This window comes from Enterobacter cloacae complex sp. 2022EL-00788 (assembly GCF_026627565.1).
GTDB lineage: Bacteria > Pseudomonadota > Gammaproteobacteria > Enterobacterales > Enterobacteriaceae > Enterobacter > Enterobacter pasteurii.
In genome coordinates, this window is the sequence record NZ_JAPNMC010000004.1 from 43,917 (window position 1) to 69,370 (window position 25,454).

Consider the following 25,454-nt stretch of genomic DNA (forward strand, 5'->3'; position numbering starts at 1 on the left):
ATATGCTGAACACACGTTTTTCCGTGAGACTGTTACTCATCGCCTGCCTCTGCCTCAGCGCGAGCGTTTGCGCGCAGGCGATCTCGTTTATTGCGCCCAAAGAGAGGCCGCAGCAGGAGGCGAGCAAGCCCTGGCCGAAAAACCAGTTTCTGGTTCTCGCCTATCACGACGTAGAGGATGATGCCGCCGACCAGCGCTACCTCTCCGTTCGCACCAGCGCGCTAAACGAGCAGATCGGCTGGCTTTTGCATAACGGCTATCGCGCCATCAGCGTGCAGGACATTCTTGATGCCCATGACGGAAAGAAAACGCTGCCGCCGAAAGCCTTTTTGCTCAGCTTTGACGACGGCTACAGCAGCTTTTATACCCGCGTCTGGCCGCTGCTTCAGGCATGGAACGTTCCTGCGCTGTGGGCGCCGGTGGGCAGCTGGGTGGATACGCCGGAAAATCAAAAGGTTAACTTCGGAGGGCTGATGACGCCCCGCGATCGGTTCGCGACGTGGGACATGGTGCGCGAGTTAAGCTGCTCCCCGCTGGTTGAAATCGGCTCGCATACCTGGGCCTCACATTACGGCATCCCGGCCAACCCGCAGGGCAGCCGCGAACCGGCCATCGCCAGCCGCTTTTACGATAAGGCGACGGGGCGCTATGAAACTGACGCGCAGTTCAGCCAGCGGATCGGCGATGACGTCCGCAAGGTGACGGATAAAATCACCCGGGTAACCGGAAAAGCGCCGCGCGCCTGGGTCTGGCCGTACGGTGCTGCCAACGGCACGTCACTCTCCATTGCCGAAAAACAGGGCTACCGGCTGGCCTTTACCCTGGAGGACGGGCTGGGGGACGTGCGCAACCTCAGCAGCATTCCCCGCCTGCTGATTGCCGGAAATCCCTCGCTCAAAACCTTTGCCAGTACGGTCAGCCAGATCCAGGAGCACGATCCCGTGCGCGTCATGCACGTCGATCTCGACTACGTTTACGATCCCGACCCGGCCCAGCAGACCCGGAATATCAACAAGCTGGTCCAGCGGGTCTACGACATGAAAATAAGCCATGTTTTCCTCCAGGCGTTTGCCGACCCGCAGGGCGACGGCAAAATCAAAGCGCTCTATTTCCCCAACCGCCGGCTGCCGGTTCGGGCCGATCTCTTTAATTTTGTCTCCTGGCAGCTCCAGACCCGGGCGGGCGTAAAAGTCTTCGCGTGGATGCCGGTGCTCTCGTTCGATCTCAATCCTTCCCTGCCGCGCGTTCAGCGTCGGGACCGTCAGGCAGGAACATTGCACGACGCCACCGAACCCTACATCAGGCTTTCGCCTTGGGACCCGCGGGTTCGCCAGCAGGTGACGGAAATCTATGAAGATTTAGCCCGGCATGCCAGCTTCAACGGCATTGTGTTCCATGACGACGCGGTGCTGACGGACGTTGACGATGCCGGGCAGAATACCGCGCGCCAGAGGAGCCAGCTGCTCATTGGGTTTACCCAGGCCCTGAGCCGGGCGGTAAAGGACATCCGCGGCCCGCAAACCAAAACCGCGCGCAATATGTTCGTCCTGCCCATTCTGCAACCCGAAAGCGAAGCGTGGTTTGCGCAGAATCTTGACGATTTTCTGGCGGCCTATGACTGGACGGTGCCGATGGCAATGCCCCTGATGGAGTCCGTCCCGGCAGAGGAGAGCAATGCATGGCTGACGCGCCTGGTTAAGGCCGTCGCCGCGCGGCCCGGCGCGCTCAACAAGACCATTTTTGAACTACAGGCGAGAGACTGGTCGCAAAAACCGCAGCGCCCCGTTCCCGACGAGCGTCTGGTGGAGTGGATGCGCGTGCTCCAGCTGAACGGCGTCAAAAACTACGGCTACTACCCCGACGATTTCATTAACAACCAGCCTGCTATGTCCCGCATCAGGCCTGAATTATCTTCCTACTGGTATCCTGACAATGACTGATCGCATTATCGCATTCTCTATTTTATGCCTGGTGTTCGGGCTGCCATTAGGCGTTGCCGCCCTGTTTACCGGCGAGCTGATCCTGGACTTTGTGTTCTTCTGGCCGCTGTTCATGTCCGTGCTGTGGATAACCGGCGGTCTCTACTTCTGGCTTCAGCTCGAACGACGCTGGCCGTGGGGCAAAGAAACGCCAGCCCCGACGCTCGCCGGTGAGCCGTTAATTTCTATCCTTATTCCCTGCTTCAACGAGGAAAGGAATGCCAGAGAGACCATCGGCGCCGCGCTGGCTCAGCGGTACGAAAATATTGAAGTTATCGCCATTAACGACGGCTCTTCCGACAACACCGCCCGTGTGCTGCACCAGCTCGCGCTGGAGCAGCCGCGCCTGCGGGTAATTAACCTCGCGGAGAACCAGGGGAAGGCCGTCGCGCTCAAGGCCGGGGCGGCGGCGGCCCGGGGCGATCTGCTTGTCTGCATTGACGGCGACGCCCTGCTCGACCGCGACACGGCGGCGTATCTGGTGGCGCCGCTGATCCAGTATCCCCACGTTGGGGCCGTCACCGGGAACCCGCGGATCCGCACGCGCTCGACGCTGATAGGCCGTATTCAGGTGGGCGAGTTCTCATCCATCATTGGGCTTATCAAGCGGACGCAGCGGATCTACGGACGGGTCTTTACCGTCTCGGGCGTTATCGCCGCCTTTCGCCGCCAGGCGCTGGCGGACGTCGGGTACTGGAGCCCGGACATGATCACCGAAGACATCGACATCAGCTGGAAGCTCCAGCTGCGCCACTGGGATATCTTTTTCGAGCCGCGGGCGCTGTGCTGGATCCTGATGCCGGAGACGCTCAGGGGCCTGTGGAAACAGCGCCTGCGCTGGGCGCAGGGCGGCGCGGAGGTATTTCTGGTCAACCTTCGCCGGATCGTGCGCTGGGAACACCATCGCATGTGGCCCTTGTTTTTGGAGTACGCGCTGTCAACGCTGTGGGCGTTTGCCTACGCGGTGACGGTCCTGTTATTCATCATCAGCCATGTCGCGCCGGTGCCCGCCAACCTGACCGTCGAAACCCTCTTTCCACCGGCGTTTACCGGGCTGCTGCTGGGCGTGATGTGCCTGATGCAGTTTCTTGTCAGCCTGTACATCGAGGGGCGGTACGAGCGAAAAGTGGCAGGCTCGCTTTTCTGGGTGATTTGGTTCCCGATGGTCTACTGGATGATCGGCCTGTTCACCACCCTCGTTGCATTTCCAAAAGTCATGCTTAAGCGCCAGCGCGCCCGCGCGCGCTGGATCAGCCCGGACCGGGGAAAAGGACGTCTTCAATGAACGAAAATACCTTAATTTTGACCGAACACCGGCTACTGCCGCGCCTTTTCGATACCGCGCTAACCCTGCTGGCGTGGGGAGGATTTCTGTTTTTTCTGTATGCCAGGCTGTGGATGCAGTTAACCGAGGAGAGCGAGTACCGGTGGGGAGACATCATTGCTTCCTTTAACACGGTGCTGATCTATCTGCTGCTCGCCGCGCTCAACGGCTGGCTGCTGATTTTGTGGTATCAGTACAATCGTCGACGTACCCACGTGAGGCGCCGCCGTGCGGGCTATTTGCACCATGACGAGCTTGCCAGAAGCTTTGACGTTTCACCGCAGCTTATCTCGGAGATGAGCCAGTACAACCTGCTGACGGTCTATCATGACCAGATCGGCCGCATCATCGATCTGAAGATTAGCGAGCAGGAGGACGAGGAAGAACAGTAAGAAAAAGCCCCCGCCGGGTAACCTGCGGGGGCTTTTTTGTCGCTGGTACGAATTAGTTATCCTTCACCACGATCAGCGGTTCAATATCGCTCTCTTTCTTCACCACCAGCGATTCATCGCCGCGCAGGCAGGTCCCACCGTAGTTTCCGCCCACGGTAAAGGTACAGACCTGAATGTACTTGCCGTCGACCTTCGGCAGGCACCACAGCTGCTGATAGATATTTTTACGATCGACAAACCTGCCGCTGGATTTGTCCAGCAGTTCGTCCCGAGCGCTGATGAGATCGATATTGCTGCCGCAGCGTCCGGCGATCGGCTTAACGGCATAGCCGGTCTGCTTCAGCAGGTCGTTAACCTCAAAATCGGTGTCGAGCAAATAGCGATGGTTCGGGAACAGCTGCCACAGCACCGGCAGGATCGCCTTGTTGCCGGGGATCACCGTCCACAGCGGTTCAAAGACCAGCACCTCCGGGCGCAGCAGGACGTCAATCAGGCGCACTTCCCCCTGCGGGTGCCCGGTGCGGATCGGCACGGCGGCGTATTCGGTTTCGCTCACCTCGCGGATCTGCTCTATCGCCGTTTCCCACGCCCAGGTCTTCCACACGCAGTTAACGTGACGGCCTTCGTCATCAATCAGCTGTCCGGCAGCGTCCCAGCCCAGCGCGCCCAGCCCATGCAGGATTTTGGTTTCAAACCCGGCCTGCATCAGCGAGCGCTGAATAAAGAGCGCGTGGTAATCCTCTTCGATATCGTTGTCCTGCATGATGTGCACGAACGGCCGCGCGTGGCTGTGCTTCCAGGCGCCGGTCAGCTCCTCCAGCAGCCCTTCCGCAGGGTTATGCCCCCTGCCGCGATAGCCGTTTTTCACCCACTCTTCGAGGATCAGGCCCCCCTCGGTATGGCAGGACGCGGAGTCCGCGTTGTACTCGTAAACCTTAATGCCGCGCTCGTCCATGCAGAAATCCATACGGCCGGTGATCATATGGTGACGACGCCACTGCCAGGAGAGGCGCAGGCGCGGCCAGAGAATTTTCGGGATGTCGAAAAGCGCCAGCAGGCTGTCGTCCTTCAGCACTTTGTCGGTTGCGTGGAGGTACATCAGATGCAGCTCGTTGGTGGCTTTGATCAGCTCCTGCTCGGCGCTCCCGGTGATGGTGAAGTAGTGGCACGGATCGCTGTTGATGACATGACCGTTCGCGCGGACGTACGCCTGCTGCAGCGCGTCGTTTTCGTTGAGCCACTTTCCGTCGAACTGGCGGTTGTTCTTCAGCCGCGCGCCGCGGATCTTCAGCAGCTCGCCGTCGATCTCCGGCTGAGGAATGCTGTGTTCAGTATCCGCCGTCTGGATCATCCAGCCGAGGATCTCGGTATCGTTGAAGGTGTCGTGAAGGGTGTAGCAGCCGTTCTCTACGGTAAGGCGCAGCTCGCGCGTCCACTGCTGCCCCATCGGCAGCGGAGAATGGATCACGTTCTGCTCGGCAATGCGCACCCTGTCGTCCAGCAGCTGGGTAATGACGGCAACGTGGCCGGTCTCGTGGAACTCCCCGCCCTTTTGCCAGATGAGCAGCGCGCCCGCCTGCGGCGGACGCTTTGAACCATTGGCAAAGGCCTGGAGCGGCAGGATGTTATCGTTCACCACCTCGCGTAAAAAACGCAGGGAGAAGATCTCCCACGCCATGCCGACGTCGGTAAAGACAAAACCGTGGTTGAGGAAGAGGAAGCGGCGCGCAAACTCAACGCACTGCCATTTATGGCCCATGTATTCATTGCCAATATAGCTGCGGAACTCCGCGTCTTCCGGGTAGTTACGCGGATCGAGGCTGCCGTAATTCGAAGAGTAAATCGCCACGCCACCCGGCGCGTAGCCTAATAACGTCCCGAAGGGTGCATCACTGCTTAACGTTCCTTTACGCATGTGTCCAACCTAAAACAGGCAGGCGGCAATTTTTTGTGGGATTTGTCGTCGTCTGCACGTTGTAATTAACTGACAGAGGTGGCGTTATCATACACCCGCCCCGACCATTACGCTCACATCGTTAAACGGCCCTCCCATCTCCTGCTACACTGCCTCAACACAACACCAAAAAGGCAGGCCAACATGTCAGAGAACACCTATCAGCCACCAAAAGTGTGGGAATGGAAAAAGAATAACGGCGGCGCGTTCGCCAATATCAACCGCCCCGTTTCAGGCGCCACGCACGAGAAAGCGCTGCCCGTGGGCGCGCACCCGCTCCAGCTGTATTCGCTGGGCACGCCGAACGGACAGAAAGTGACCATCATGCTGGAAGAGCTGCTGGCGCTGGGCGTGACGGGCGCGGAGTACGACGCATGGTTAATCCGCATCGGCGAGGGCGATCAGTTCTCCAGCGGCTTTGTGGACGTGAACCCGAACTCAAAAATTCCGGCGCTGCGCGACCACTCAACCACCCCGCCGACGCGCGTCTTTGAGTCCGGCAGTATCCTGCTGTATCTGGCCGAGAAGTTTGGCCACTTCCTGCCGAAAGATCCGGCGGGACGCACGGAGACCCTGAACTGGCTGTTCTGGCTCCAGGGCGCGGCACCGTTCCTGGGCGGCGGTTTCGGCCACTTCTACAGCTATGCGCCGGTGAAGATTGAGTACGCCATCGATCGCTTCACCATGGAGGCCAAGCGCCTGTTCGACGTGCTGGACAAGCAGCTGGCGCGCGGGCGCTACGTGGCAGGCGAAGAGTACACCATCGCCGACATGGCAATCTGGCCATGGTTTGGCTGCGTGGCGCTGGGCAGCGTGTATAACGCCGCCGAGTTCCTTGATGCCGGGAAGTACGCCAACGTGCAGCGCTGGGCAAAAGACGTGGCGAATCGCCCGGCCGTGAAGCGCGGACGCATCGTTAACCGCACCAGCGGCGAGCTGAACGAGCAGCTGCATGAACGCCATTCAGCAAGCGACTTTGATACCCAGACGGAAGATAAACGTCAGGCCTGATAAGTGGCCGGGCGCCCGAGCGGGTAAAGCAACACGCGATAAACCACGATCGAAACCAGCCTGCGCGCTGGTTTTTTTTTTGCGTGATGTTGCGGTTTACGGCCTGAAAAATTCATACTCCCGCTTATTCCGTTTCCTCCGCAAGGATCTTTTATGTCAGACCAGACGCTCAGGCAGACCCGACAGCAGGACATCCTCAACCTGATGAGTAAAAGCGACTGGCTGACCACGGAGGCGCTGGCGGATAAGCTTTCCGTCAGCAAAGAGACGATCCGCCGCGATCTGAAGGCCCTGCAGCAGCAGGGCAAGATCCTGCGCCAGCATGGACGCGCGCGCCTGATTCGTCTGGACAGCCGCGACAGCGGAGAGCCTTTTGGCGCGAGGCTGAAAAGCCATTATGCCGACAAAGCCGATATTGCCCGCCACGCGCTGGGCTGGATCGGCGAAGGGATGACCATCGCCCTTGACGCCAGCTCGACCTGCTTTCATCTGGCGCGCCAGCTACCGGATATCGAACTCACCGTTTTTACCAACAGCCTGCCCATCTGCCAGGAGATGGCGAAGCGCAAGCGAACCACGTTAATCTGCTCCGGCGGAACCCTTGAGCGAAAGTATCGCTGCTATGTTAATCCGGCGCTGGTGACGCAGATTAAAGGGCTGGAGATAGACCTGTTTATCTTCTCCTGCGAAGGCGTCGACGAGCAGGGCGTGCTTTGGGATCCCTCCGGGCACAACGCGGCCTATAAAGCGCTGCTGTTAAGCCGCGCCAGCCAGTCGCTTCTGCTCATCGACAAAAGTAAATTTAAGCGGTCAAGCGAGGTCAAGGTCGGCCAGCTGTCGCAGGTCACGGAGGTTATTCAGAGCGAGGGCGGGAAGCGATAAGGGCGTCAGGCCGGGCATTCCGGCCTGACGCACGGACGTTACGCGGTAAGGCGGAACTTCTGCACCGAGCGCTGGAGCTCTTCGGTCTGGCGTTCCAGCGCGGCGGCGGCGGCGGAAACCTGCTCCACCAGCGAGGCGTTCTGCTGGGTTACGCCGTCCATCTGCGTGATGGCAACGCCTACCTGAGAAATCCCTTTGCTCTGCTCCTCCGACGCGGTGGCGATCTGCTTCATGATGACGGTCACTTCGGTCACGTCGCGCAGGATAGCTTCCATGGTGGTGCCGGTATCGTTCACAAGCCGCGCTCCCTGCTCCACGCGGGCAACGGAATCGGCAATCAGCCCTTCGATCTCTTTCGCGGCGTTCGCGCTGCGGCTGGCAAGGTTACGCACCTCCCCTGCAACCACCGCAAAACCGCGCCCCTGCTCTCCCGCACGGGCGGCCTCCACCGCGGCGTTAAGCGCCAGGATGTTGGTCTGGAAGGCGATGCTGTTAATCACGGTGGTAATTTCCGCAATTTTCTTCGAGCTGTCCGAGATGCCGCTCATGGTCGTCACCACGTCCTCCACCAGCGACCCACCACGGCTGGCCGTACCGGAGGCCACGTCCGCCAGCTGGCTGGCCTGACGCGCGCTTTCGGCGTTCAGCTTCACCGTTGCGGTGAGCTGCTCCATGCTGGCAGCGGTCTCTTCCAGGGCGGCGGCCTGCTCTTCGGTACGCGAAGAGAGATCGTTATTACCGCTGGAAATTTCCGTTGCGCCACGCCAGATATTTTCGCTGCCGGAACGGATAGTGCTGACCGCCTCCCGTAGGCTGTCCTGCATGGCGCTCAGCAGCGGCACCAGTTGCCCCACGCAGTTGCGGCCAAAGGGCTCAATCGGCTGGCTGAGATCGCCCTGCGCAATCTGACGAAACTGCTGGCGGATGCGCTCCAGCGGTTTTACCAGCATCGCCACCAGGTAGCGGTCAGTGAAGAGCAGGATCAGCAGACCCGCGATCGTGGCGGTGATAATTACCGTCCGGGTCATGCTGGTAAGGCCGTCGACGATAACGCGCGTGCTGTCGAGCGCCTTCGCGGCGGTATCGTTAAAGTTCTCAGCCGCTGCCCCGAAAGCACGGCTCAGGGGTGGCGTGACGCTGTTAGCGTGCTGACGATAGCCTTCGAGCGTCGCCTGCTTCGCCTGCGCCATCTGCGGCGTTACGCCCTGGTCAAGCAGCGCCTGCCAGGTGGAAATCACCTGCGCAGAGACTTTTTCATCCATCGGCCCCGGGGAGATCGCCTTCATCTCCGCCAGCTTTTTCCCCATGTTATCCAGCGCCTGCTGGGCGGAGGACAGGTCCGGCGTGCCGCCTGCCGCTTTGACCTCCATCGCACGGCTCAGGCGGGTGACGAAGCGGAAGTACTGATCGTTACCCTGGCTCAGCACCGTCATCTGCCTGACCAGCTGGCGGTCGACCTCATTACCATCAGAAACACGGGACAGCGACCAGGTGCTGTAAAGCCCCACGCCTGCCCACATGACGCAAAAGATCCCCAGTATCGTCAACAGGACGAAACGGATGGTGAAATTACGAAGCATATTCATTAAGTATTCCTTGCCGTGAGGGTGAATTCGCCCAGAGGCGAGTACTTTCCTCGTTATCGGCAGGAAAAGACGAAGTTATAATCTTTCGCGCGTAATTTTATAAAATTTTTTACTGGGCCGGTTTACAAGCGATAACGATAATCGTCGGCGCGGATATCCTGTCCGGAAAAATGTGTGTTTTTACATTACGGCTGATAAGAAAATGTAAAACAGTTACACATAAAATTAACCTTAAAATTCGGAAGGCTTACCTCACTCACAGATAAGATCGATAGATAGCGCCAGCTTTAGTAAGAAACCCCTTAATTTGCGTGCTAATCATTCAGCCAGATTTATACAATAAATATGTTTTAAATTATTTATCACACAAATCTATTTTTCCGGCATCTTAAGCCTGTTCTGATGTTTAAAATTTCATTACACCCCACCTGCTTAAGAAAGTTCTGAATTTTCATGAAGTGGTTTAAAAAAAAAGCCGACTTTTTTATTCAGAGAAATTCAAATGCGCAAATTAACGAACCTGACCCTGCTTTCGCAGAGTATTGTAATGGCATTGGCCTCATTCAGCGCCCATGCGTCCACCACGCCTGCCACGGAATGCGATGGTAGCTCGACATCGCAAACCTGCGGTTTAAAGAAATATGACGATGGAAATTTCTATCAGGATTCAAAGGTGGCCAATGCCGTTATGGCGAACGCTACGGCAACCAATATTTATATGGATGGCCATCGTAAAGAGGGTGATACCCAAACGCTGACCGTCTCCGGCACGGATATGTCTGGTCATTATATTCAGGGCAGCAACGGCGGCACGGTGAATATCAACCTGAACAACGGCGCAACCGTGGATATGATTGAGACCGGTTCAGAATTTAAAACAACCAATACGACGATAACGGTCGATAGTTCGACGCTGAACGGTGAAAACAGCGCGGGTGATTACGACAGAGATAAAGCGTATATGATGGGCTCCGCCATTTATCTTGATCCGATGGATAAAGGCTACCATAACGTGAATATCCAGAACGGTAGCGTTCTGCACGGCAGTATTGTAAGCGCGGGCGCAGGTGTGCAAAACATTAACATCAGCAACAGCACGATGGATAAAGGTGGCATTTACGCGGGTAGCGATAAATCTGATACCACTATTACCCTGACCAACGCCACGGTAGACGGCTCTCAAAGCGAGATTGCCCAAAATATTGATACGCTGGCGGAAAAACTTAGCGAATATCAGCCCTTCAGCGATTTGAATCTGGATGCGTTTGGCGACGTCGCCGTTGCCATGTACGGCACAAAAGCCGATTCGCTGGCACTCAATAACAGCACCGTGACGGGTGATATCGACGTGATTAACGAAAAAGGCACAACCACCCTTTCGCTGAATAACCATAGCGTGGTGAACGGCAATATTACGCTGGGCGGAAATTCAGCCAATTCGGTTCTGGTGGATAACAGCACCATTAACGGCGCAGTGAATACCAGCCAGAACAGCGGTAACACTACCATCACCCTGCAAAATAACGCCACGGTCAATGGCGATATTACCACCGGCGCGGGTGATGACACCGTTGTGCTCACCAATAATTCCCACGTTAACGGCAACGTTGACGGCGGTGACGGTAGCGATACGCTTTCAATGGACGCCGGTAGCGCTATTTCCGGCGAAATAAGCCAGTTCGAGACGGTAAATACCACCAGCGATAACAGCATCGCCATTGATAAAATTCACGATGCGACCAGCTGGAGTTTGCAAAACGGCTCCACGCTCATTGCCACCACCACCGGCAGCAATGCGATGGTTACGATGAGTACCGACAGCTTTGTGAACTTCGGCACTATTACCGGGGCCAATAATGCGGTCATCGTAAACAGCATTACCCCGTCCGCGATGAATCAGCAGGGCGTCATCCTCGGCACCTTCACCACAGCAGGCAGCAGCGCACCGCAAAATTATGCCGCCGCAACCTTCACCAACGGCAAGCAGGAGGTTGAAAACCGCAGCGGTGCCTATAACTACGATAACAGCCTGAATATTGTTGCTGCCGACGCGGCACCGCAGACGATGCTGGCAGCCGATAATAGCCAGAGCTGGAATATTGAATTTAACAGCCAGAAGGGAAGCCTCGCCAGCGACGTCCAGGGGCTGGTTGCGGGTCTGGATGCCGCCGAGCAGGCCGGGCATCAGGTTGCGGATGACATTAGTAACCATATGAACCAGGTTCATCTCGCGAATATGCTGGGCGACGAGCAGGACGGCGCGCAGGTGTGGGGCGATTTCCTCTACCAGAACGGCAACTTCAGCAACGACGTGGACTATAAAAGCATTACCCAGGGCGCGCAGGGCGGCGTTGACTGGACGGCTCACCTGAGCAACGGCGACAGCGTTACCGGCGGTATTGCCCTGGCCTGGACGCGCAGCCGCGTGCAGGACACCAGCGACGGCGCAGAAAGCTTCAATGACAGCGTTTACGGTAACTACTACAGCCTTTACGGCGGCTGGCAGCAGGCGCTGAACGGCAGAACCTGGGGCCTGTTCGCTGACGGCAGCTTCAGCTATGGCGATATGCGTTACTCCCTCTCCGCCAGCAACGTCACTGGCGATACCAGCGGCATGACCGAGGCGCTGAGCGGATCGACGGACGGTAGCCTGTATCTGGCGCAGGCCCGCACCGGTATTAACGTACTGCTGCCTGGTGAGACCCTGCTGCAACCTTACGCCACCTTAGGCTGGGATGAGACAAAAGCAAACGGGTTCTCCGACCGCGAAGTGACCTTTGCCGACAGTCAGGTCTCTTCCTGGAACGGCGGTGCCGGCGTACGTCTGACCACCATGCTTACCGATCTGAACAAAAACGTGACGGTAATGCCGTGGGTGGATGCCCGCTTCCAGAAAGAGTTCAGCGATGATACGGACATTAAGGCAGCGGATTACCACAACACCGCCGGTCACAACAACAGCATGGGGATCTTTGGGGCAGGCATTAACGCCAGCATCGCGCATAACTTCACGCTCAATACCGGCGTGTATGTTGGGACGGGAGACGTGGATAACGATGCCAGCGTGCAGGCGGGTATGAGCTACAGCTTCTAAGCTCGGACGGATTGCCGGGCGGCAGTTCCCCCTGCCCGGCAATCCGCTGGCCCGACGCCGGGCGTTAGCTCAAGTATTTCTCAAACCACCCCAGCGTGCGTTTCCAGGCGAGCCCGGCTGCGGGCTCGTCGTATCGCGGGGTGGAGTCGTTATGAAAGCCGTGGTTAACGCCGGGGTAGATGTAGGCTTCATACACCTTATTATTGGCCTTAAGGGCCGCCTCGTACGCTGGCCATCCTTCATTAATATTTTTATCGAACTCCGCATAGTGCAGCAGAAGCGGCGCGTTGATTTTCGGCACATCGGCGGCCGGCGGCTGTCGGCCATAAAACGGCACCGCGCACGCCAGCTCCGGGTAAGCGACTGCTGCGGCATTGGATACGCCGCCGCCATAGCAGAAGCCGGTTATCCCCACTTTGCCGGTCGCATCTGGACGATCCTTCATGAACCCGACGGCGGCAAAGAAGTCATTCATCAGCTTTGTCGGATCCACCTTCTGCTGTAGCGCCTTCCCCTCTTCGTCGTTGCCTGGATAACCGCCCACTGAACTGAGGCCATCCGGCGCCAGGGCCAGATAACCGGCTTTTGCCACGCGGCGTGCCACATCTTCGATATACGGGTTCAGGCCGCGGTTCTCATGCACCACCACCACGGCAGGTATTTTTCCGCGGGCCTTAGCGGGTTTCACCAGGTAACCGCGTACCTCGCCATGCCCCTCAGGTGAGGGATAGGAGATATATTCCGGGAGAATATCCGGGTCGGTAAATTTGACCTGCTCTGCGAGGGCGTAATTGGGTTTAAGCATATTGAACAGCGCCAGCGCCGTCACGCCGCCAGCGGCATAGCGTGCCGCGAGGTTAAGGAATTCTCGTTTGCTGATTTTACCGTGGGCGTAGTAGTCGTAGTAATCGAGCAGCTCTTGTGGAAAATCTTTGGCAGTCAGGCGCGTCATCGCTTATCTCCACGATTTATGGTTTGATAAGCATAGAATGAAAACGCTGTTTCGAAAATTCATCGACACGAAAGGAGACATCATGTCCTGGCACCCTTACACCGGCCGATACGAGAATATTCAGTACCGTTACTGCGGTAAAAGTGGCCTGCGCCTGCCGGCGCTGTCGCTGGGCCTGTGGCACAGCTTTGGCCACGTACAGGCGCTCGATTCCCAGCGCGCGCTGCTGCGTAAAGCCTTCGATCTTGGCATTACCCATTTTGACCTTGCCAATAACTACGGCCCCCCTGCGGGCAGCGCTGAGGAGAACTTTGGTCGGCTGCTGCGGGAAGATTTTGCCGGCTATCGCGACGAGCTGATCGTCTCCACCAAAGCGGGTTATGACATGTGGCCAGGCCCGTATGGTTCAGGCGGCTCTCGTAAATACCTGCTCGCCAGCCTCGACCAGAGCCTGAAACGCATGGGCCTGGACTATGTGGATATTTTCTATTCTCACCGCGTGGACGAAAACACGCCGATGGAGGAGACCGCCTCCGCGCTGGCACACGCGGTGCAGAGCGGAAAAGCGCTGTATGTGGGTATTTCGTCCTACTCCACGGAACGCACGAAGGTGATGGCAGAATTGCTGCGCGAGTGGAAAATCCCGCTTCTGATCCACCAGCCGTCTTACAACCTGCTGAACCGCTGGGTCGACAAGACCGGCCTGCTGGATGCGCTGGAGGAAAACGGGACGGGCTGTATCGCCTTCACCCCGCTGGCCCAGGGCCTGCTGACCGGAAAATACCTGAACGGTATTCCTGACGGTTCACGCATGCAGCGCGAAGGCAAGAAAGTGCGCGGCCTGACGGAGAACATGCTGACAGAAGCCAACCTGAGCAGCCTTCGTCTGCTGAATGAGATGGCGCACGCGCGCGGGCAGACGATGGCGCAGATGGCGCTGAGCTGGCTGCTGAAGGATGAGCGAGTAACGTCAGTGCTGATTGGCGCGAGTCGCCCGGAACAGCTGGAGGAGAACGTTCAGGCGCTGTCTAACCTGCGCTTTACCGAAGATGAACTGAAGCGGATTGACCAGCACGTTGCGGATGGTGAGCTGAACCTGTGGCAGGCGTCGTCGGATAAATAGTGCGGCCTGTTGCCCTGACCCCTCACCCTGTCCCTCTCCCCAAAGGGGAGAGGGTAAAAGGCAGCACCGGACAGTCCCCTCTCCCCTCCGGGGAGAGGGTTAGGGTGAGGGCCGCGGTAAAATCACTTCTTGCTGATCTTATCCAGATACCCCATCACAAACGCCGACAGCACGAACGTCAGGTGGATAATCACATACCACATCAGCTTGTTATCCGGGACGTTCTTGGCGTCCATGAATACGCGTAACAGGTGGATAGACGAAATCGCCACAATCGACGCCGCAACCTTATTCTTCAGCGATGACGCGTCCATCTTACCGAGCCAGCTGAGCTTTTCCTTGTGCTCGGCGATATCCAGCTGAGAGACAAAATTCTCATAGCCGGAGAACATCACCATCACCAGTAATCCGCCCACCAGCGTCATATCCACCAGCGACAGCAGCACCAGAATTAAGTCTGCTTCCGCCACCGAGAAAATGTTTGGCAGGACGTGGAAAATTTCCTGGAAGAACTTGATCGTCAGGGCGACCAGCGCCAGGGAGAGACCAAAATAGACGGGTGCGAGCAGCCAGCGAGAGGCATACATTGCGTTTTCAAAGAAGCGTTCCATAAAATCCTGTCTGCAAACGAAACCAGCGTCCAGTATATCTCAACGTCGCTGGCTGTTTGCAACAACTAACCAGGAGGTCGCTTACACCTCATCAGGATCCACTTGCGGGCGCGCGTACTCCGGCCAGACCAGCCCCACCAGCTCCGGGTAGGCCTCCAGGCTAAACTCGCGAAAACACTGGCGCAGGTTTAATACGTCTAAATCGGAATATGAGACCTTCTCGCCATTCAGACAGCGCTTTTTGATATTGTCATAATATTTATAAACGGCCGAATTAAGGTCGCTACACCGGCGCTGCGCGTCGAACAGCCCCGGCGTATCATTAATGTCGGACATTTTCATGCGCTTTATTGTCGCATGAAGAAAATCGATATATTCGTGATTGACCCGCCAGTACCAGACCGGCGTCACGGCGTTCATCAACAGGGAGAAATGATCTTCGCCCTCTTCTTTGGACATCAATTCTGGCTGCGGTGCTTCACCGGCATCTTTCGACACTTTCGGCTTATTAAACTCTCGCATCAATAAAAGCACGCCAGCGGTCAGTAACAGTAACGTTATAACCGTAAAGAAAATGCTGTTCATGGGTAGGCTCCATTTTTTTTGATTTTAAAATTGCCTCATGTTATTGTCAACGAATCTCACCCTTTTTCCATTCCCACCTTTTTGAAATTAAAGGAAATTAAAATGCTGCCCGACAATCTTGTCCCGGCAAAGTACCACATTACGCCTGTGGAACAGCCTACGACGGAAGCAGATAAAGAGGCGAATTTCACTCTAGGAAAAAGAAAACTCTCCGACTATGAAGCCGACATATTAATTGGCGTTTCGCGTACCGGAAAATCCCGTAATATGGTGCTGGAAGAGCACGACCGCCATTTAAAAGACCGCTTATTTCGGGCCATCAAGATCGAAGCGTTTGTTCATCTGCTAAATGATTTGCAGGCCGAAGGGGAAATAGATGCCCAGGCTCTAAGTCAAATAATGGCCGAAAAAACCCAGCAAATAAATGAAGCCGGAAATGAAATTTGGCTTAATTTAATCACCCGCGAAAAAAACGGTCCCATTTTTTATAACCTGGGGGAAGAATAGCGTGAATAATGAGAGCGGCAATAACGTTTATTTGACTTTAGATGATAAAAAAAGCGATGAATTTATCTTAAAGCAGAATCTCGACTCGCTAAAAAAGATAAAAAATGACGAGATGACGCGAATCACTCAGGATTTGATTTCGATCCCGGCCGCGCTGGTGCGCCTGAAATGGCACAATCGTCGGGAAATCTATCCCTTGCAGGTCAAAGAGGAGATTTATGGCGCGGTGATGAACGCCCTTATCGACCAGCGTCCTGAGCTTAAAGAGAAGCTCCTCGGCCGGCTGGAGGCGAACTATCAATACCTGCTGGCCCGCGAGACCGCTACCCTGCGCCTGACCCGCAGGCTTTCAGAAGGCCGTTACCGCACATCAAACGTCACCTGCGTGGCGCTCAATGAAGAGGCACCGGCGGTATCCCCGGACGCTCACGCTTAACCGCAAAAAAAAAGCTGGCTTTCGCCAGCTCTTCGTTTTATTTCGCGGCCGCTTTCTCTTCGCCGACCAGGCCAATCTTCAGGTACCCCGCCTGATGCAGCGTGTCCATAACCTTCATCATGGTTTCATAGTCGACGGTTTTATCCGCGCGGAAGAAGACGGTGGTGTCTTTCTTGCCGCCGGTCAGCTGGTCCAGCGCCGGAATAACGGAGGCATCCGTCACCGGATCGTTGCCGAGGAACATGGATTTATCCGCCTTCACCGACAGGTAGATAGGCTTTTCCGGACGCGGCTGCGGCTGGCTGGAGGACGCGGGCAGATTCACCTTCACGTCCACCGTCGCCAGCGGCGCGGCAACCATAAAGATAATCAGCAGAACCAGCATAACGTCGATAAACGGCGTCACGTTGATTTCATGCATTTCGCCGTTATCGTCCAGATTTTCATTAAGACGCATTGCCATACAATCAACCTACGCGCAGTTTGGACGCCGCATGCACCGGCTTAACGGCGCTGGCGTTCAGGTCCAGATCGCGGCTTTGCAGCAGCAGAACCTGCGCGGCAACGTCGCCCAGGGTGGCTTTGTAACTGCCAATCATGCGGGCAAAAATGTTATAGATAACGACCGCCGGGATAGCGGCGACCAGGCCGATAGCCGTTGCCAGCAACGCTTCTGCGATACCCGGCGCAACCACCGCCAGGTTAGTGGTCTGCGTCTGGGCGATGCCGATAAAGCTGTTCATGATGCCCCAGACGGTACCGAACAGGCCGACGAACGGGGAGATAGCGCCGATAGTCGCCAGATAGCCGTTACCGCGGCCCATATGACGGCCAACGGCAGCAACGCGACGTTCCAGACGGAAGCCGGTACGCTCTTTAATGCCTTCTTTATCTTCACTGCCTGCGGAGAGTTCCAGCTCGTTCTGAGCTTCGTTCACTAACAGGGTGGTCAGGCTTTTCGCATGGAAGGACGAGGTTATATCAGAAGCCTGATCCAGAGAGCGGGCTTCTGCCAGCTGCTTCTGCTCACGCTTGAGGCGGCGCTTTTGTGAAAGAAGTTCGGCGCTCTTGCTGAAGAAGATAGCCCAGGTGATCACGGACGCCAGAATCAGGCCGATCATCACAATCTTAACTACGATGTCAGCATGTTGATACATGCCCCAAACGGAGAGATCCGTCTGCATCAAATTATTACCCACTCTGTATCTCCAGGACGCAAATCACAAAATCTGAACGTAATAATATCAAAACGTCGTCGAATTGATAGTAGTTCTCATTAGTATTTACATAGTGCCGTAATTTTCGCTCACTTTCCTTGCGCTTACGCAGTAAAAATTTTTTATGCGTATTTTTAATAATATTTTCTGCTTATTCGATAAGCATGCGGATGCACATTTTTGCAATCGTGGTAGTCTGGACGTCCAGACGTACAAAAATAGGGTTAGCGAACATGACTAAGAAGCAGCTTGAAACCACGCTGGTGCAGGCAGGACGCAGCAAAAAATACACCCAGGGCTCGGTCAACAGCGTGATACAGCGCGCCTCGTCGCTGGTGTTTGATACCGTTGAGGATAAAAAAATCGCCACGCGCAATCGCGCGAAGGGCGGGCTGTTTTACGGTCGTCGCGGCACGCTAACCCACTTCTCGCTGCAGGAAGCCATGTGCGAACTGGAGGGCGGCGCGGGCTGCGCGCTGTTCCCGTGCGGCGCGGCGGCGGTCGCCAATACCATCCTGGCGTTTGTGGAACAGGGCGACCATGTCCTGATGACCAATACCGCCTACGAGCCAAGCCAGGACTTCTGCACCAAAATCCTCAGCAAGCTTGGCGTCACTACCAGCTGGTTCGATCCGCTGATTGGGGCCGGCATCGCCGACCATATTCAGCCCAACACGCGCGTGGTGTTTCTGGAATCTCCCGGCTCCATCACCATGGAAGTCCATGACGTGCCGGCCATCGTGAAGGCGGTGCGCGGTAAAGCACCGGAAGCGATCGTGATGATCGACAACACCTGGGCGGCGGGCGTGCTGTTTAAAGCGCTGGAGTTTGACGTTGATATCTCCATTCAGGCGGCCACCAAATACCTGATTGGTCACTCCGACGCCATGATTGGCACGGCGGTTTCCAACGCCCGCTGCTGGGACCAGCTGCGTGAAAATGCCTACCTGATGGGGCAAATGGTGGACGCCGATACCGCCTACATGACCAGCCGCGGCATCCGCACGCTCGGCGTACGCCTGCGCCAGCATCATGAGAGCAGCCTGCAAATCGCGCAGTGGCTGGCGCTGCACCCGCAGGTGGAGCGCGTTAACCATCCGGCGCTGGCGGGCAGCAAAGGACACGAATACTGGCAACGTGACTTTACGGGCAGCAGCGGGCTGTTCTCTTTCGTTCTTAAAAAGCGGCTCAATGACGCCGAGCTGGCACGCTATCTGGATAACTTTACCCTCTTCAGCATGGCCTATTCATGGGGTGGATTCGAATCCCTGATCCTGCCTAACCAGCCGGAACAGATTGCGGCACTGCGCCCGGGTGGCGAAGTGGACTTCGAAGGAACCCTGATCCGCCTGCATATCGGGCTGGAAAATGTGGACGATTTAATTGCGGATTTATCGGCAGGATTTGAGCGCATCGTGTAAAGTGCTGGCTGAAATGTACGCCCCGGACGCCATTCTGAACACCGCAAGCGGAAAAGTCTGTATGAGATGCGCCTGCGATCAACCCCGACAGGCCAATTTGGGAGTACAATAGCGTTATATCTGCTGTTCCACAGGAAAGTCCATGGCTGTTATTCAAAATATCATCACGGCGCTCTGGCAACACGATTTTGCCGCGCTGGCGGACCCGCACGTCGTCGGGATTGTCTATTTCGTGATGTTCGCGACGCTGTTTCTGGAGAATGGACTACTGCCAGCCTCATTTTTACCCGGCGACAGCCTGCTTCTGCTCGCAGGGGCGTTGATCGGCAAGGGGGTGATGGACTTCGCCCCGACAATGGTGATCCTCACCTCGGCGGCCAGCCTCGGCTGCTGGCTGAGCTACCTTCAGGGGCGCTGGCTTGGAAACACCCGCGTGGTGAAAGGCTGGCTGGCACAGCTGCCGCATAAATATCACCAGCGCGCCACCTGCATGTTTGACCGCCACGGCCTGCTGGCGCTGCTCGCCGGGCGTTTTCTGGCGTTTGTTCGCACCCTGTTGCCTACGATGGCGGGCATATCGGGCCTGTCCAACCGCCGCTTCCAGTTCTTCAACTGGCTGAGCGCCCTGCTCTGGGTGGGCGTGGTAACCACGCTCGGCTACGCGCTGAACATGATCCCTTTTGTTAAGCGCCATGAAGACCAGGTGATGACGTTCCTGATGGTGCTGCCGATCTTCCTGCTGGTTGCGGGCCTGGTCGGCACAATCGCGGTGGTGATTAAGAAGAAGTATTGCAGCGCCTGATACCCCATCCTGATTCTCTCCCCGTGGGGAGAGAATCAAAAGCCTAAGCGCCCTGCATCGTTCTGATGCGCGACGCATCCTCCCCCGGCGTAACGCCGAAGTAGCGCTTAAATTCCCGACTGAACTGCGAGGCGCTTTCATACCCAACCCGCATCGCCGCCGCGCTGGCCTTCATGCCGTCGTGGATCATCAGCATGCGCGCCTTATGCAGACGGTAGGTTTTGAGATACTGCAACGGCGACGTGCTGGTAACGGATTTAAAGTTGTGGTGAAACGCCGAGACGCTCATGTTGGCTTCCGCCGCCAGCTGGTCAACGCTGAGGTTTTCCGTGTACTGGCTCTCGATGCGCTTCAGCACGCGGCTAATCAGGCTAAAGTGCGTCTGGCGGCTTACCAGCGCCAGCAGCGCCCCGCCGCCCGGCCCGAGCAGCACGTGATAAAGAATTTCGCGGATAATCTGCTTCCCGAGAATACGCGCATCCAGCGGCCTGTCCATTACGTCCAGCAGACGCTCGATGGCACAGAGGATCTCATCCGACAGCGTTGCCGAGTTGATGCCGCTTGCCGCCATCGACGGCCGGAAAAGCTCATCTTCCCCGATATCCATCAGCAGCTCCTGCAGCTGGAGAATGTCGACGTTGACGCGGATGCCTGCCAGGGGCACCTCCTCCGTCGCGAAAGTTTCACATTCGAAGGGTAAAGGTACCGTAAGAAGCAGATATTCATTGGTGTCGTAACGGAACACGCGCTCGTTGATATAGCCAATCTTATGGCCTGAAAAGAGAAAAACGATGCCTGGCTGATACATCACCGGGGTGCGCGTCCCGGGCTGAGTGCCGTAGAGCAGCCGGATATCCGGCAGCAGTTCGGACGCATTATTTCCATTATCTATCAGTCTCTTAATCTGCGACGTTAGCTGACGGCAGATGGCATCACGGTTCATTTTTAATTACTCCGGGTACGGTTTCCGACGCTATCAGTGTGCGCATTTTCGTTCCGTTTCTCCAGCGCGCTGTAGAAATGGGCAAGACATCGGCAGGAATGTGCATTGAGAGGATAGCGCCTGCCCGCCACAATGTGCAGCATCAGGTTGCCTTCTGCGCCACCACGATTTTTCACCCACTAAAGGGAACGAGCAATGAACAACTTTAACCTTCACACCCCAACCCGCATTCTGTTTGGTAAAAACGCTATCGCTGAGCTGCGCGCGCAGATCCCGACGGATGCCCGCGTGCTGATTACCTACGGCGGCGGCAGCGTGAAAAAAACCGGCGTGCTGGATCAGGTTTACAGCGCCCTGGAGGGTCTGGACGTGCGCGAGTTCGGCGGTATCGAGCCAAACCCGTCTTACGAAACGCTGATGAACGCGGTGAAAATCGCCCGCGACGAGCAGATCACCTTCCTGCTGGCGGTGGGCGGCGGCTCCGTCCTGGACGGCACCAAATTTATCGCGGCGGCGGCGCATTACGCTGACGGCGTCGATCCGTGGCACATTCTGGAAACGGGCGGCAGCGACATTACCCGCGCAATCCCGATGGGTTCAGTGCTGACCCTGCCGGCCACCGGTTCAGAGTCCAACAAAGGCGCGGTGATCTCCCGTAAAACCACCGGCGACAAGCAGGCATTTATGAACGAACACGTTCAGCCCGTGTTCGCCATCCTGGATCCGGTTTACACCTACACCCTGCCCGCGCGCCAGGTGGCGAACGGCGTGGTGGACGCTTTTGTGCATACCGTTGAGCAATACGTCACGTACCCGGTCAATGCCAAAATTCAGGATCGTTTCGCGGAAGGCATTTTGCTGACCCTGATTGAAGAAGGTCCGAAAGCGCTCAAAGAGCCTGAAAACTACGACGTGCGCGCCAACGTGATGTGGGCTGCCACGCAGGCGCTGAACGGCCTGATCGGTGCCGGCGTGCCGCAGGACTGGGCAACCCACATGCTCGGCCACGAGCTGACGGCGATGCACGGTCTGGATCACGCCCAGACGCTGGCGGTAGTTCTGCCTGCGCTGTGGAACGAAAAACGTGACGCCAAACGCGCCAAGCTGCTGCAATACGCCGAGCGCGTATGGAACATTACTGAAGGTGATGACGATGCACGCATCGATGCCGCAATTGAAGCAACCCGCCACTTCTTTGAAAGCCTGGGCGTGCCAACCCGTCTCTCGGACTACGGCCTGGACGGTAGCTCCATCCCTGCCCTGCTGGCGAAGCTGGAAGCCCACGGCATGACTCAGATCGGCGAGCACGGCGACATCACCCTTGACGTTAGCCGTCGCATTTACGAAGCGGCACGCTAGGCGTTTTTAGGATCCTGACTTTCGTTTTTTGACATTTCGTCCAGACTTAATGCACACCACATCGTCGGAGGTTCCCTCCGGCGATGAGCACCTGAAGGAGGAAAAATGGCAAACCAAACCGTAATCAAGCTGCAGGATGGCAACGTGATGCCCCAGTTGGGGCTAGGTGTATGGAAAGCCGGTAACGACGAGGTCGTCTCCGCCATTCATAAAGCCCTGGAAGTCGGCTATCGGTCCATTGATACCGCTGCCGCCTACAAAAACGAGGACGGCGTAGGTGCGGCACTCGCCAGCGCCGGCGTTCCCCGCGAAGAGTTATTCATTACCACCAAACTGTGGAACGACGATCAAAAGCGCCCCCGCGAAGCCCTGCACGAAAGCCTGGAGAAGCTCCAGCTCGATTTCGTCGATCTTTATCTGATGCACTGGCCGGTTCCGGCTATCGACCATTACGTTGACGCCTGGAAAGGGATGATTGAGCTGCAAAAAGAGGGGCTGGTAAAAAGCATCGGCGTCTGTAACTTCCAGGTTCATCACCTCCAGCGCCTGATAGATGAAACGGGCGTCGCACCGGTGATTAACCAGATTGAGCTGCACCCGCTGATGCAGCACCGCCAGCTTCACTCCTGGAACGCCACGCACAAGATCCAGACCGAATCCTGGAGCCCGCTGGCGCAGGGCGGCGAAGGGGTATTCGACCAGAAAATCATCCGCGAACTGGCCGATAAGTATGGCAAAACCCCGGCACAGATTGTTATTCGCTGGCACCTGGACAGCGGCCTGGTGGTGATCCCGAAATCAGTAACGCCGTCGCGCATCGCCGAGAACTTCGACGTCTGGGATTTCCGCCTGGATAAAGACGAGCTGGGAGAAATTGCGAAGCTGGATCAGGGTAAGCGTTTAGGGCCGGATCCGGATCAGTTTGGCGGGTAGGTTTTTCCCCTCACCCTGCCCTCCCCCACGGGGAGAGGGTGTTCAAGTTCCCTCTCGAGGGTTAGGGTGAGGGGGTCATCGTTATCCGATCTTACGTTTTCCCGCTTTTTTCGTCCCCGCCCCACCGTTCGAACGCTGATGCACAATCGGCGTGTGCTTGGTCAGCGCCGGGCGCGTATTGCGGTTCTGGCGGCGCGCTTCGCGCATCTCTTCAAGCGTAGGCGCCGGCACCAGGCAGTCGCGGCGTGAGCCAATCAGGTGCTTTTTGCCCATCTCTTCCAGCGCCTGGCGGATCAGCGGCCAGTTTTTCGGGTCGTGATAACGCAGCAGCGCTTTATGCAGACGGCGCTGCTTATCCCCTTTCGGCACCACCACGTCTTCGCTCTTGTAGCCAATCTTACTCAGCGGGTTCTTGCCGGTGTAATACATGGTCGTCGAGTTGGCGAGCGGTGACGGATAGAAGTTCTGCACCTGGTCCAGACGGAATCGACGCTGCTTCAGCCACAGCGCCAGGTTTACCATGTCCTCATCACGCGTGCCGGGGTGCGCGGAGATGAAGTAGGGGATCAGATACTGCTCTTTGCCCGCCTGTTTTGAGTAGGTGTCGAACAGCTGCTTAAAGCGATCGTAGCTGCCCATGCCCGGCTTCATCATTTTGGACAGCGGGCCTTCCTCGGTGTGCTCCGGGGCGATCTTCAGATAGCCGCCAACGTGGTGCGTGGCCAGCTCTTTGATGTAGCGCGGATCTTCCACGGCGATGTCGTAACGCACGCCCGACGCGATCAGGATCTTCTTGATACCTTTGAGATCGCGCGCGCGACGGTAGAGGCTGATCGTCGGCTCGTGGTTGGTGTCCATATGCTCGCAAATGCTCGGATAGACGCAGGAGAGACGACGGCAGGTCTGCTCCGCGCGCGGCGACTTGCAGCGCAGCATATACATGTTCGCGGTTGGACCGCCCAGGTCCGAGATCACACCGGTAAAACCGGGCACCGTGTCGCGAATCGCTTCGATCTCGTTGACGATCGACTCTTCGGAGCGGCTCTGGATAATGCGGCCTTCGTGTTCGGTGATCGAGCAGAAGGAGCATCCGCCGAAGCAGCCGCGCATGATGTTAACCGAGAAGCGGATCATCTCGTACGCCGGAATGCGGCTGTTGCCGTAGGATGGATGCGGAACGCGCTTGTACGGCAGGGCAAAGACGCTGTCCATCTCTTCGGTAGAGAGCGGGATCGCCGGCGGGTTAACCCAGATATAGCGCTCGCCGTGCTTTTGCATCAGCGCGCGCGCGCAGCCCGGGTTGGTTTCGTGATGCAAAATGCGCGACGCGTGGGCGTAGAGCACCTTATCGCTTTTCACTTTCTCGTAGGACGGCAGCAGTACGTAGGTTTTTTCCCACGGCTTCGGACGCGGCGGCTGCACCACCACGGCCTTCGCTTCGGCTTTCTTCGGCTCAACCGGTTTGTTATCCGCACACGGCAGATCGTCACCGTACGGATGCGGGATCGGGTCAATTTTGCCCGGCATATCGATGATGCGGGAGTCCACTCCGCTCCAGCCCGGCAGGGCCTCTTTCACCATGATCGCGGTGTTACGCACGTCGCGGATCTCGCTGACGGGCTCGCCCTGGGCCAGACGGTGCGCCACCTCCACCAGCGGACGCTCGCCGTTGCCGAAGATCAGCATGTCGGCTTTCGAATCCACCAGCACCGAACGACGCACGGTATCGGACCAGTAGTCGTAGTGCGCGGTACGGCGCAGGCTCGCCTCAATGCCGCCCAGGATCACCGGCACGTCTTTCCATGCTTCTTTGCATCGCTGGGTGTAGACGAGGGTCGCGCGATCGGGACGTTTACCGGCCACGTTATCTGCGGTATAGGCATCGTCATGGCGCAGCTTACGGTCGGCGGTGTAGCGGTTGATCATGGAGTCCATGTTGCCTGCGGTCACGCCGAAGAACAGGTTCGGCTTGCCCAGACGCATAAAGTCGTCTTTGCTGTTCCAGTCAGGCTGGGAGATGATCCCCACGCGGAAGCCCTGGGCCTCAAGCATACGGCCGCAGATCGCCATGCCAAAGCTCGGGTGATCGACGTACGCATCGCCCGTCACCAGAATAATATCGCAGCTGTCCCAGCCCAGCTGGTCCATCTCTTCACGGGACATCGGCAGGAAAGGCGCCGGTCCAAAGCAGGCTGCCCAGTACTGGGGCCAGGAGAAGAGGTCGCGATCCGGCTGGATCAGGGAAATTGAGCTCATAATGCTTCCGAAGAAAAAATAGACAAAAGGAGCGGGATTATACGCTGGATCGTTGGGGGAATTGAAGGGGTATTGTGCGGGCTGTTG

The 25,454-nt window shown here is 57.1% G+C and carries 22 protein-coding genes; 13 read left to right on the forward strand and 9 right to left on the reverse strand.

Annotated features, from left to right (window positions below; genetic code table 11):
• The first annotated feature begins 2 nt into the window (after window positions 1-2).
• From pgaB to pgaD, 3 genes are read left to right on the forward strand one after another with little or no spacing between them, the layout of a single operon-like run.
• Window positions 3-1,940: a poly-beta-1,6-N-acetyl-D-glucosamine N-deacetylase PgaB gene (gene pgaB / locus OWK27_RS07120; RefSeq protein ID WP_267590098.1), complete on the forward strand. Its 1,938-nt coding sequence runs from the start codon at window positions 3-5 to the stop codon at window positions 1,938-1,940.
• A complete protein-coding gene (pgaC, locus tag OWK27_RS07125) occupies window positions 1,933-3,264 on the forward strand; it encodes a poly-beta-1,6-N-acetyl-D-glucosamine synthase (protein WP_267590099.1) in 1,332 nt (443 codons plus the stop codon). Before pgaB ends, pgaC begins: the two co-directional genes overlap by 8 nt.
• On the forward strand, window positions 3,261-3,695 hold the full coding sequence (gene pgaD, locus OWK27_RS07130) for a poly-beta-1,6-N-acetyl-D-glucosamine biosynthesis protein PgaD (protein WP_193354972.1): 435 nt from the start codon (window positions 3,261-3,263) through the stop codon (window positions 3,693-3,695). Before pgaC ends, pgaD begins: the two co-directional genes overlap by 4 nt.
• 52 nt (window positions 3,696-3,747) lie before the next feature.
• Here pgaD and gss read toward each other — a convergent pair whose 3' ends face one another.
• Complete coding sequence (gene gss, locus OWK27_RS07135; RefSeq protein WP_267590100.1) at window positions 3,748-5,610, reverse strand: bifunctional glutathionylspermidine amidase/synthase; 1,863 nt, start codon at window positions 5,608-5,610, stop codon at window positions 3,748-3,750.
• Between the two features lie 183 nt (window positions 5,611-5,793).
• On the opposite strand from gss, the gene yghU reads away from it, so the two are divergent.
• Window positions 5,794-6,660, forward strand: a complete 867-nt coding sequence (gene yghU, locus OWK27_RS07140) for a glutathione-dependent disulfide-bond oxidoreductase (protein WP_242170520.1) — start codon at window positions 5,794-5,796, stop codon at window positions 6,658-6,660.
• A gap of 153 nt (window positions 6,661-6,813) precedes the next feature.
• A complete protein-coding gene (fucR, locus tag OWK27_RS07145) occupies window positions 6,814-7,542 on the forward strand; it encodes an L-fucose operon activator (protein ID WP_267590101.1) in 729 nt (242 codons plus the stop codon).
• Window positions 7,543-7,580: 38 nt separating this feature from the next.
• Here fucR and OWK27_RS07150 read toward each other — a convergent pair whose 3' ends face one another.
• Window positions 7,581-9,128: a methyl-accepting chemotaxis protein gene (locus tag OWK27_RS07150; protein WP_267590102.1), complete on the reverse strand. Its 1,548-nt coding sequence runs from the start codon at window positions 9,126-9,128 to the stop codon at window positions 7,581-7,583.
• A gap of 502 nt (window positions 9,129-9,630) precedes the next feature.
• Between OWK27_RS07150 and OWK27_RS07155 the strand changes: the two genes are divergently transcribed.
• Window positions 9,631-12,222, forward strand: a complete 2,592-nt coding sequence (locus OWK27_RS07155; protein WP_267590103.1) for an autotransporter outer membrane beta-barrel domain-containing protein — start codon at window positions 9,631-9,633, stop codon at window positions 12,220-12,222.
• 64 nt (window positions 12,223-12,286) lie between these two features.
• Here OWK27_RS07155 and yghX read toward each other — a convergent pair whose 3' ends face one another.
• Window positions 12,287-13,174 carry a YghX family hydrolase gene (gene yghX / locus OWK27_RS07160; protein ID WP_252004174.1) on the reverse strand — a complete coding sequence of 296 codons (888 nt, stop codon included), beginning with the start codon at window positions 13,172-13,174 and terminating at the stop codon, window positions 12,287-12,289.
• Window positions 13,175-13,256: 82 nt separating this feature from the next.
• Here yghX and OWK27_RS07165 point away from each other — a divergent pair, with 82 nt between their 5' ends.
• Window positions 13,257-14,297, forward strand: a complete 1,041-nt coding sequence (locus tag OWK27_RS07165) for an aldo/keto reductase (RefSeq protein ID WP_267590104.1) — start codon at window positions 13,257-13,259, stop codon at window positions 14,295-14,297.
• 122 nt (window positions 14,298-14,419) lie between these two features.
• Here the strand turns inward: OWK27_RS07165 and OWK27_RS07170 are convergent, their stop codons facing one another.
• Together OWK27_RS07170 and OWK27_RS07175 are read right to left on the reverse strand one after the other, a co-directional pair.
• The gene (locus tag OWK27_RS07170) at window positions 14,420-14,908 is read right to left on the reverse strand and encodes a TIGR00645 family protein (RefSeq protein WP_003862473.1); all 489 of its coding nucleotides are present in this window, start codon (window positions 14,906-14,908) and stop codon (window positions 14,420-14,422) included.
• 81 nt (window positions 14,909-14,989) lie between these two features.
• A complete protein-coding gene (locus OWK27_RS07175) occupies window positions 14,990-15,493 on the reverse strand; it encodes an ESA_00282 family adhesion-associated protein (RefSeq protein ID WP_148418479.1) in 504 nt (167 codons plus the stop codon).
• A 102-nt stretch (window positions 15,494-15,595) separates the two neighbouring features.
• Here OWK27_RS07175 and OWK27_RS07180 point away from each other — a divergent pair, with 102 nt between their 5' ends.
• Both OWK27_RS07180 and OWK27_RS07185 read left to right on the forward strand, forming a co-directional pair.
• Window positions 15,596-16,000 carry a hypothetical protein gene (locus OWK27_RS07180; RefSeq protein ID WP_267590105.1) on the forward strand — a complete coding sequence of 135 codons (405 nt, stop codon included), beginning with the start codon at window positions 15,596-15,598 and terminating at the stop codon, window positions 15,998-16,000.
• A gap of 1 nt (window position 16,001) precedes the next feature.
• Window positions 16,002-16,436 carry a cytoplasmic protein gene (locus OWK27_RS07185; RefSeq protein ID WP_267590106.1) on the forward strand — a complete coding sequence of 145 codons (435 nt, stop codon included), beginning with the start codon at window positions 16,002-16,004 and terminating at the stop codon, window positions 16,434-16,436.
• A 37-nt stretch (window positions 16,437-16,473) separates the two neighbouring features.
• On the opposite strand, the gene exbD is transcribed toward OWK27_RS07185, so the two are convergent.
• Complete coding sequence (exbD, locus tag OWK27_RS07190) at window positions 16,474-16,899, reverse strand: TonB system transport protein ExbD (RefSeq protein WP_001251472.1); 426 nt, start codon at window positions 16,897-16,899, stop codon at window positions 16,474-16,476.
• A 4-nt stretch (window positions 16,900-16,903) separates the two neighbouring features.
• Window positions 16,904-17,635, reverse strand: a complete 732-nt coding sequence (gene exbB / locus OWK27_RS07195; RefSeq protein ID WP_267590107.1) for a tol-pal system-associated acyl-CoA thioesterase — start codon at window positions 17,633-17,635, stop codon at window positions 16,904-16,906.
• 251 nt (window positions 17,636-17,886) lie between these two features.
• On the opposite strand from exbB, the gene metC reads away from it, so the two are divergent.
• Window positions 17,887-19,074 carry a cystathionine beta-lyase gene (gene metC, locus OWK27_RS07200; protein WP_148418476.1) on the forward strand — a complete coding sequence of 396 codons (1,188 nt, stop codon included), beginning with the start codon at window positions 17,887-17,889 and terminating at the stop codon, window positions 19,072-19,074.
• 142 nt (window positions 19,075-19,216) lie between these two features.
• On the forward strand, window positions 19,217-19,876 hold the full coding sequence (gene yghB, locus OWK27_RS07205) for a DedA family general envelope maintenance protein YghB (RefSeq protein ID WP_023323743.1): 660 nt from the start codon (window positions 19,217-19,219) through the stop codon (window positions 19,874-19,876).
• A 43-nt stretch (window positions 19,877-19,919) separates the two neighbouring features.
• On the opposite strand, the gene OWK27_RS07210 is transcribed toward yghB, so the two are convergent.
• A complete protein-coding gene (locus OWK27_RS07210) occupies window positions 19,920-20,819 on the reverse strand; it encodes an AraC family transcriptional regulator (protein WP_267590108.1) in 900 nt (299 codons plus the stop codon).
• A gap of 195 nt (window positions 20,820-21,014) precedes the next feature.
• Between OWK27_RS07210 and yqhD the strand changes: the two genes are divergently transcribed.
• Window positions 21,015-22,178 (forward strand): alcohol dehydrogenase, encoded by a 1,164-nt coding sequence (gene yqhD, locus OWK27_RS07215; RefSeq protein WP_148418473.1) that lies wholly within the window; start codon window positions 21,015-21,017, stop codon window positions 22,176-22,178.
• A gap of 105 nt (window positions 22,179-22,283) precedes the next feature.
• On the forward strand, window positions 22,284-23,111 hold the full coding sequence (gene dkgA / locus OWK27_RS07220) for a 2,5-didehydrogluconate reductase DkgA (RefSeq protein ID WP_267590109.1): 828 nt from the start codon (window positions 22,284-22,286) through the stop codon (window positions 23,109-23,111).
• An 81-nt stretch (window positions 23,112-23,192) separates the two neighbouring features.
• Here the strand turns inward: dkgA and OWK27_RS07225 are convergent, their stop codons facing one another.
• Entirely contained in the window at window positions 23,193-25,367 is a 2,175-nt protein-coding gene (locus OWK27_RS07225) for a YgiQ family radical SAM protein (RefSeq protein ID WP_267590110.1), read from the reverse strand.
• Window positions 25,368-25,454 lie beyond the last annotated feature (87 nt).

What these genes read in the sequence shown, in the direction of transcription:
- pgaB (WP_267590098.1), top strand. Translation starts at nt 3, where the DNA reads ATGCTGAACACACGTTTTTCCGTGAGACTGTTACTCATCGCCTGCCTC.
- pgaC (WP_267590099.1), top strand. Translation starts at nt 1,933, where the DNA reads ATGACTGATCGCATTATCGCATTCTCTATTTTATGCCTGGTGTTCGGG.
- pgaD (WP_193354972.1), top strand. Translation starts at nt 3,261, where the DNA reads ATGAACGAAAATACCTTAATTTTGACCGAACACCGGCTACTGCCGCGC.
- gss (WP_267590100.1), bottom strand. Translation starts at nt 5,610, where the DNA reads ATGCGTAAAGGAACGTTAAGCAGTGATGCACCCTTCGGGACGTTATTA.
- yghU (WP_242170520.1), top strand. Translation starts at nt 5,794, where the DNA reads ATGTCAGAGAACACCTATCAGCCACCAAAAGTGTGGGAATGGAAAAAG.
- fucR (WP_267590101.1), top strand. Translation starts at nt 6,814, where the DNA reads ATGTCAGACCAGACGCTCAGGCAGACCCGACAGCAGGACATCCTCAAC.
- OWK27_RS07150 (WP_267590102.1), bottom strand. Translation starts at nt 9,128, where the DNA reads ATGAATATGCTTCGTAATTTCACCATCCGTTTCGTCCTGTTGACGATA.
- OWK27_RS07155 (WP_267590103.1), top strand. Translation starts at nt 9,631, where the DNA reads ATGCGCAAATTAACGAACCTGACCCTGCTTTCGCAGAGTATTGTAATG.
- yghX (WP_252004174.1), bottom strand. Translation starts at nt 13,174, where the DNA reads ATGACGCGCCTGACTGCCAAAGATTTTCCACAAGAGCTGCTCGATTAC.
- OWK27_RS07165 (WP_267590104.1), top strand. Translation starts at nt 13,257, where the DNA reads ATGTCCTGGCACCCTTACACCGGCCGATACGAGAATATTCAGTACCGT.
- OWK27_RS07170 (WP_003862473.1), bottom strand. Translation starts at nt 14,908, where the DNA reads ATGGAACGCTTCTTTGAAAACGCAATGTATGCCTCTCGCTGGCTGCTC.
- OWK27_RS07175 (WP_148418479.1), bottom strand. Translation starts at nt 15,493, where the DNA reads ATGAACAGCATTTTCTTTACGGTTATAACGTTACTGTTACTGACCGCT.
- OWK27_RS07180 (WP_267590105.1), top strand. Translation starts at nt 15,596, where the DNA reads ATGCTGCCCGACAATCTTGTCCCGGCAAAGTACCACATTACGCCTGTG.
- exbD (WP_001251472.1), bottom strand. Translation starts at nt 16,899, where the DNA reads ATGGCAATGCGTCTTAATGAAAATCTGGACGATAACGGCGAAATGCAT.
- metC (WP_148418476.1), top strand. Translation starts at nt 17,887, where the DNA reads ATGACTAAGAAGCAGCTTGAAACCACGCTGGTGCAGGCAGGACGCAGC.
- yghB (WP_023323743.1), top strand. Translation starts at nt 19,217, where the DNA reads ATGGCTGTTATTCAAAATATCATCACGGCGCTCTGGCAACACGATTTT.
- OWK27_RS07210 (WP_267590108.1), bottom strand. Translation starts at nt 20,819, where the DNA reads ATGAACCGTGATGCCATCTGCCGTCAGCTAACGTCGCAGATTAAGAGA.
- yqhD (WP_148418473.1), top strand. Translation starts at nt 21,015, where the DNA reads ATGAACAACTTTAACCTTCACACCCCAACCCGCATTCTGTTTGGTAAA.
- dkgA (WP_267590109.1), top strand. Translation starts at nt 22,284, where the DNA reads ATGGCAAACCAAACCGTAATCAAGCTGCAGGATGGCAACGTGATGCCC.
- OWK27_RS07225 (WP_267590110.1), bottom strand. Translation starts at nt 25,367, where the DNA reads ATGAGCTCAATTTCCCTGATCCAGCCGGATCGCGACCTCTTCTCCTGG.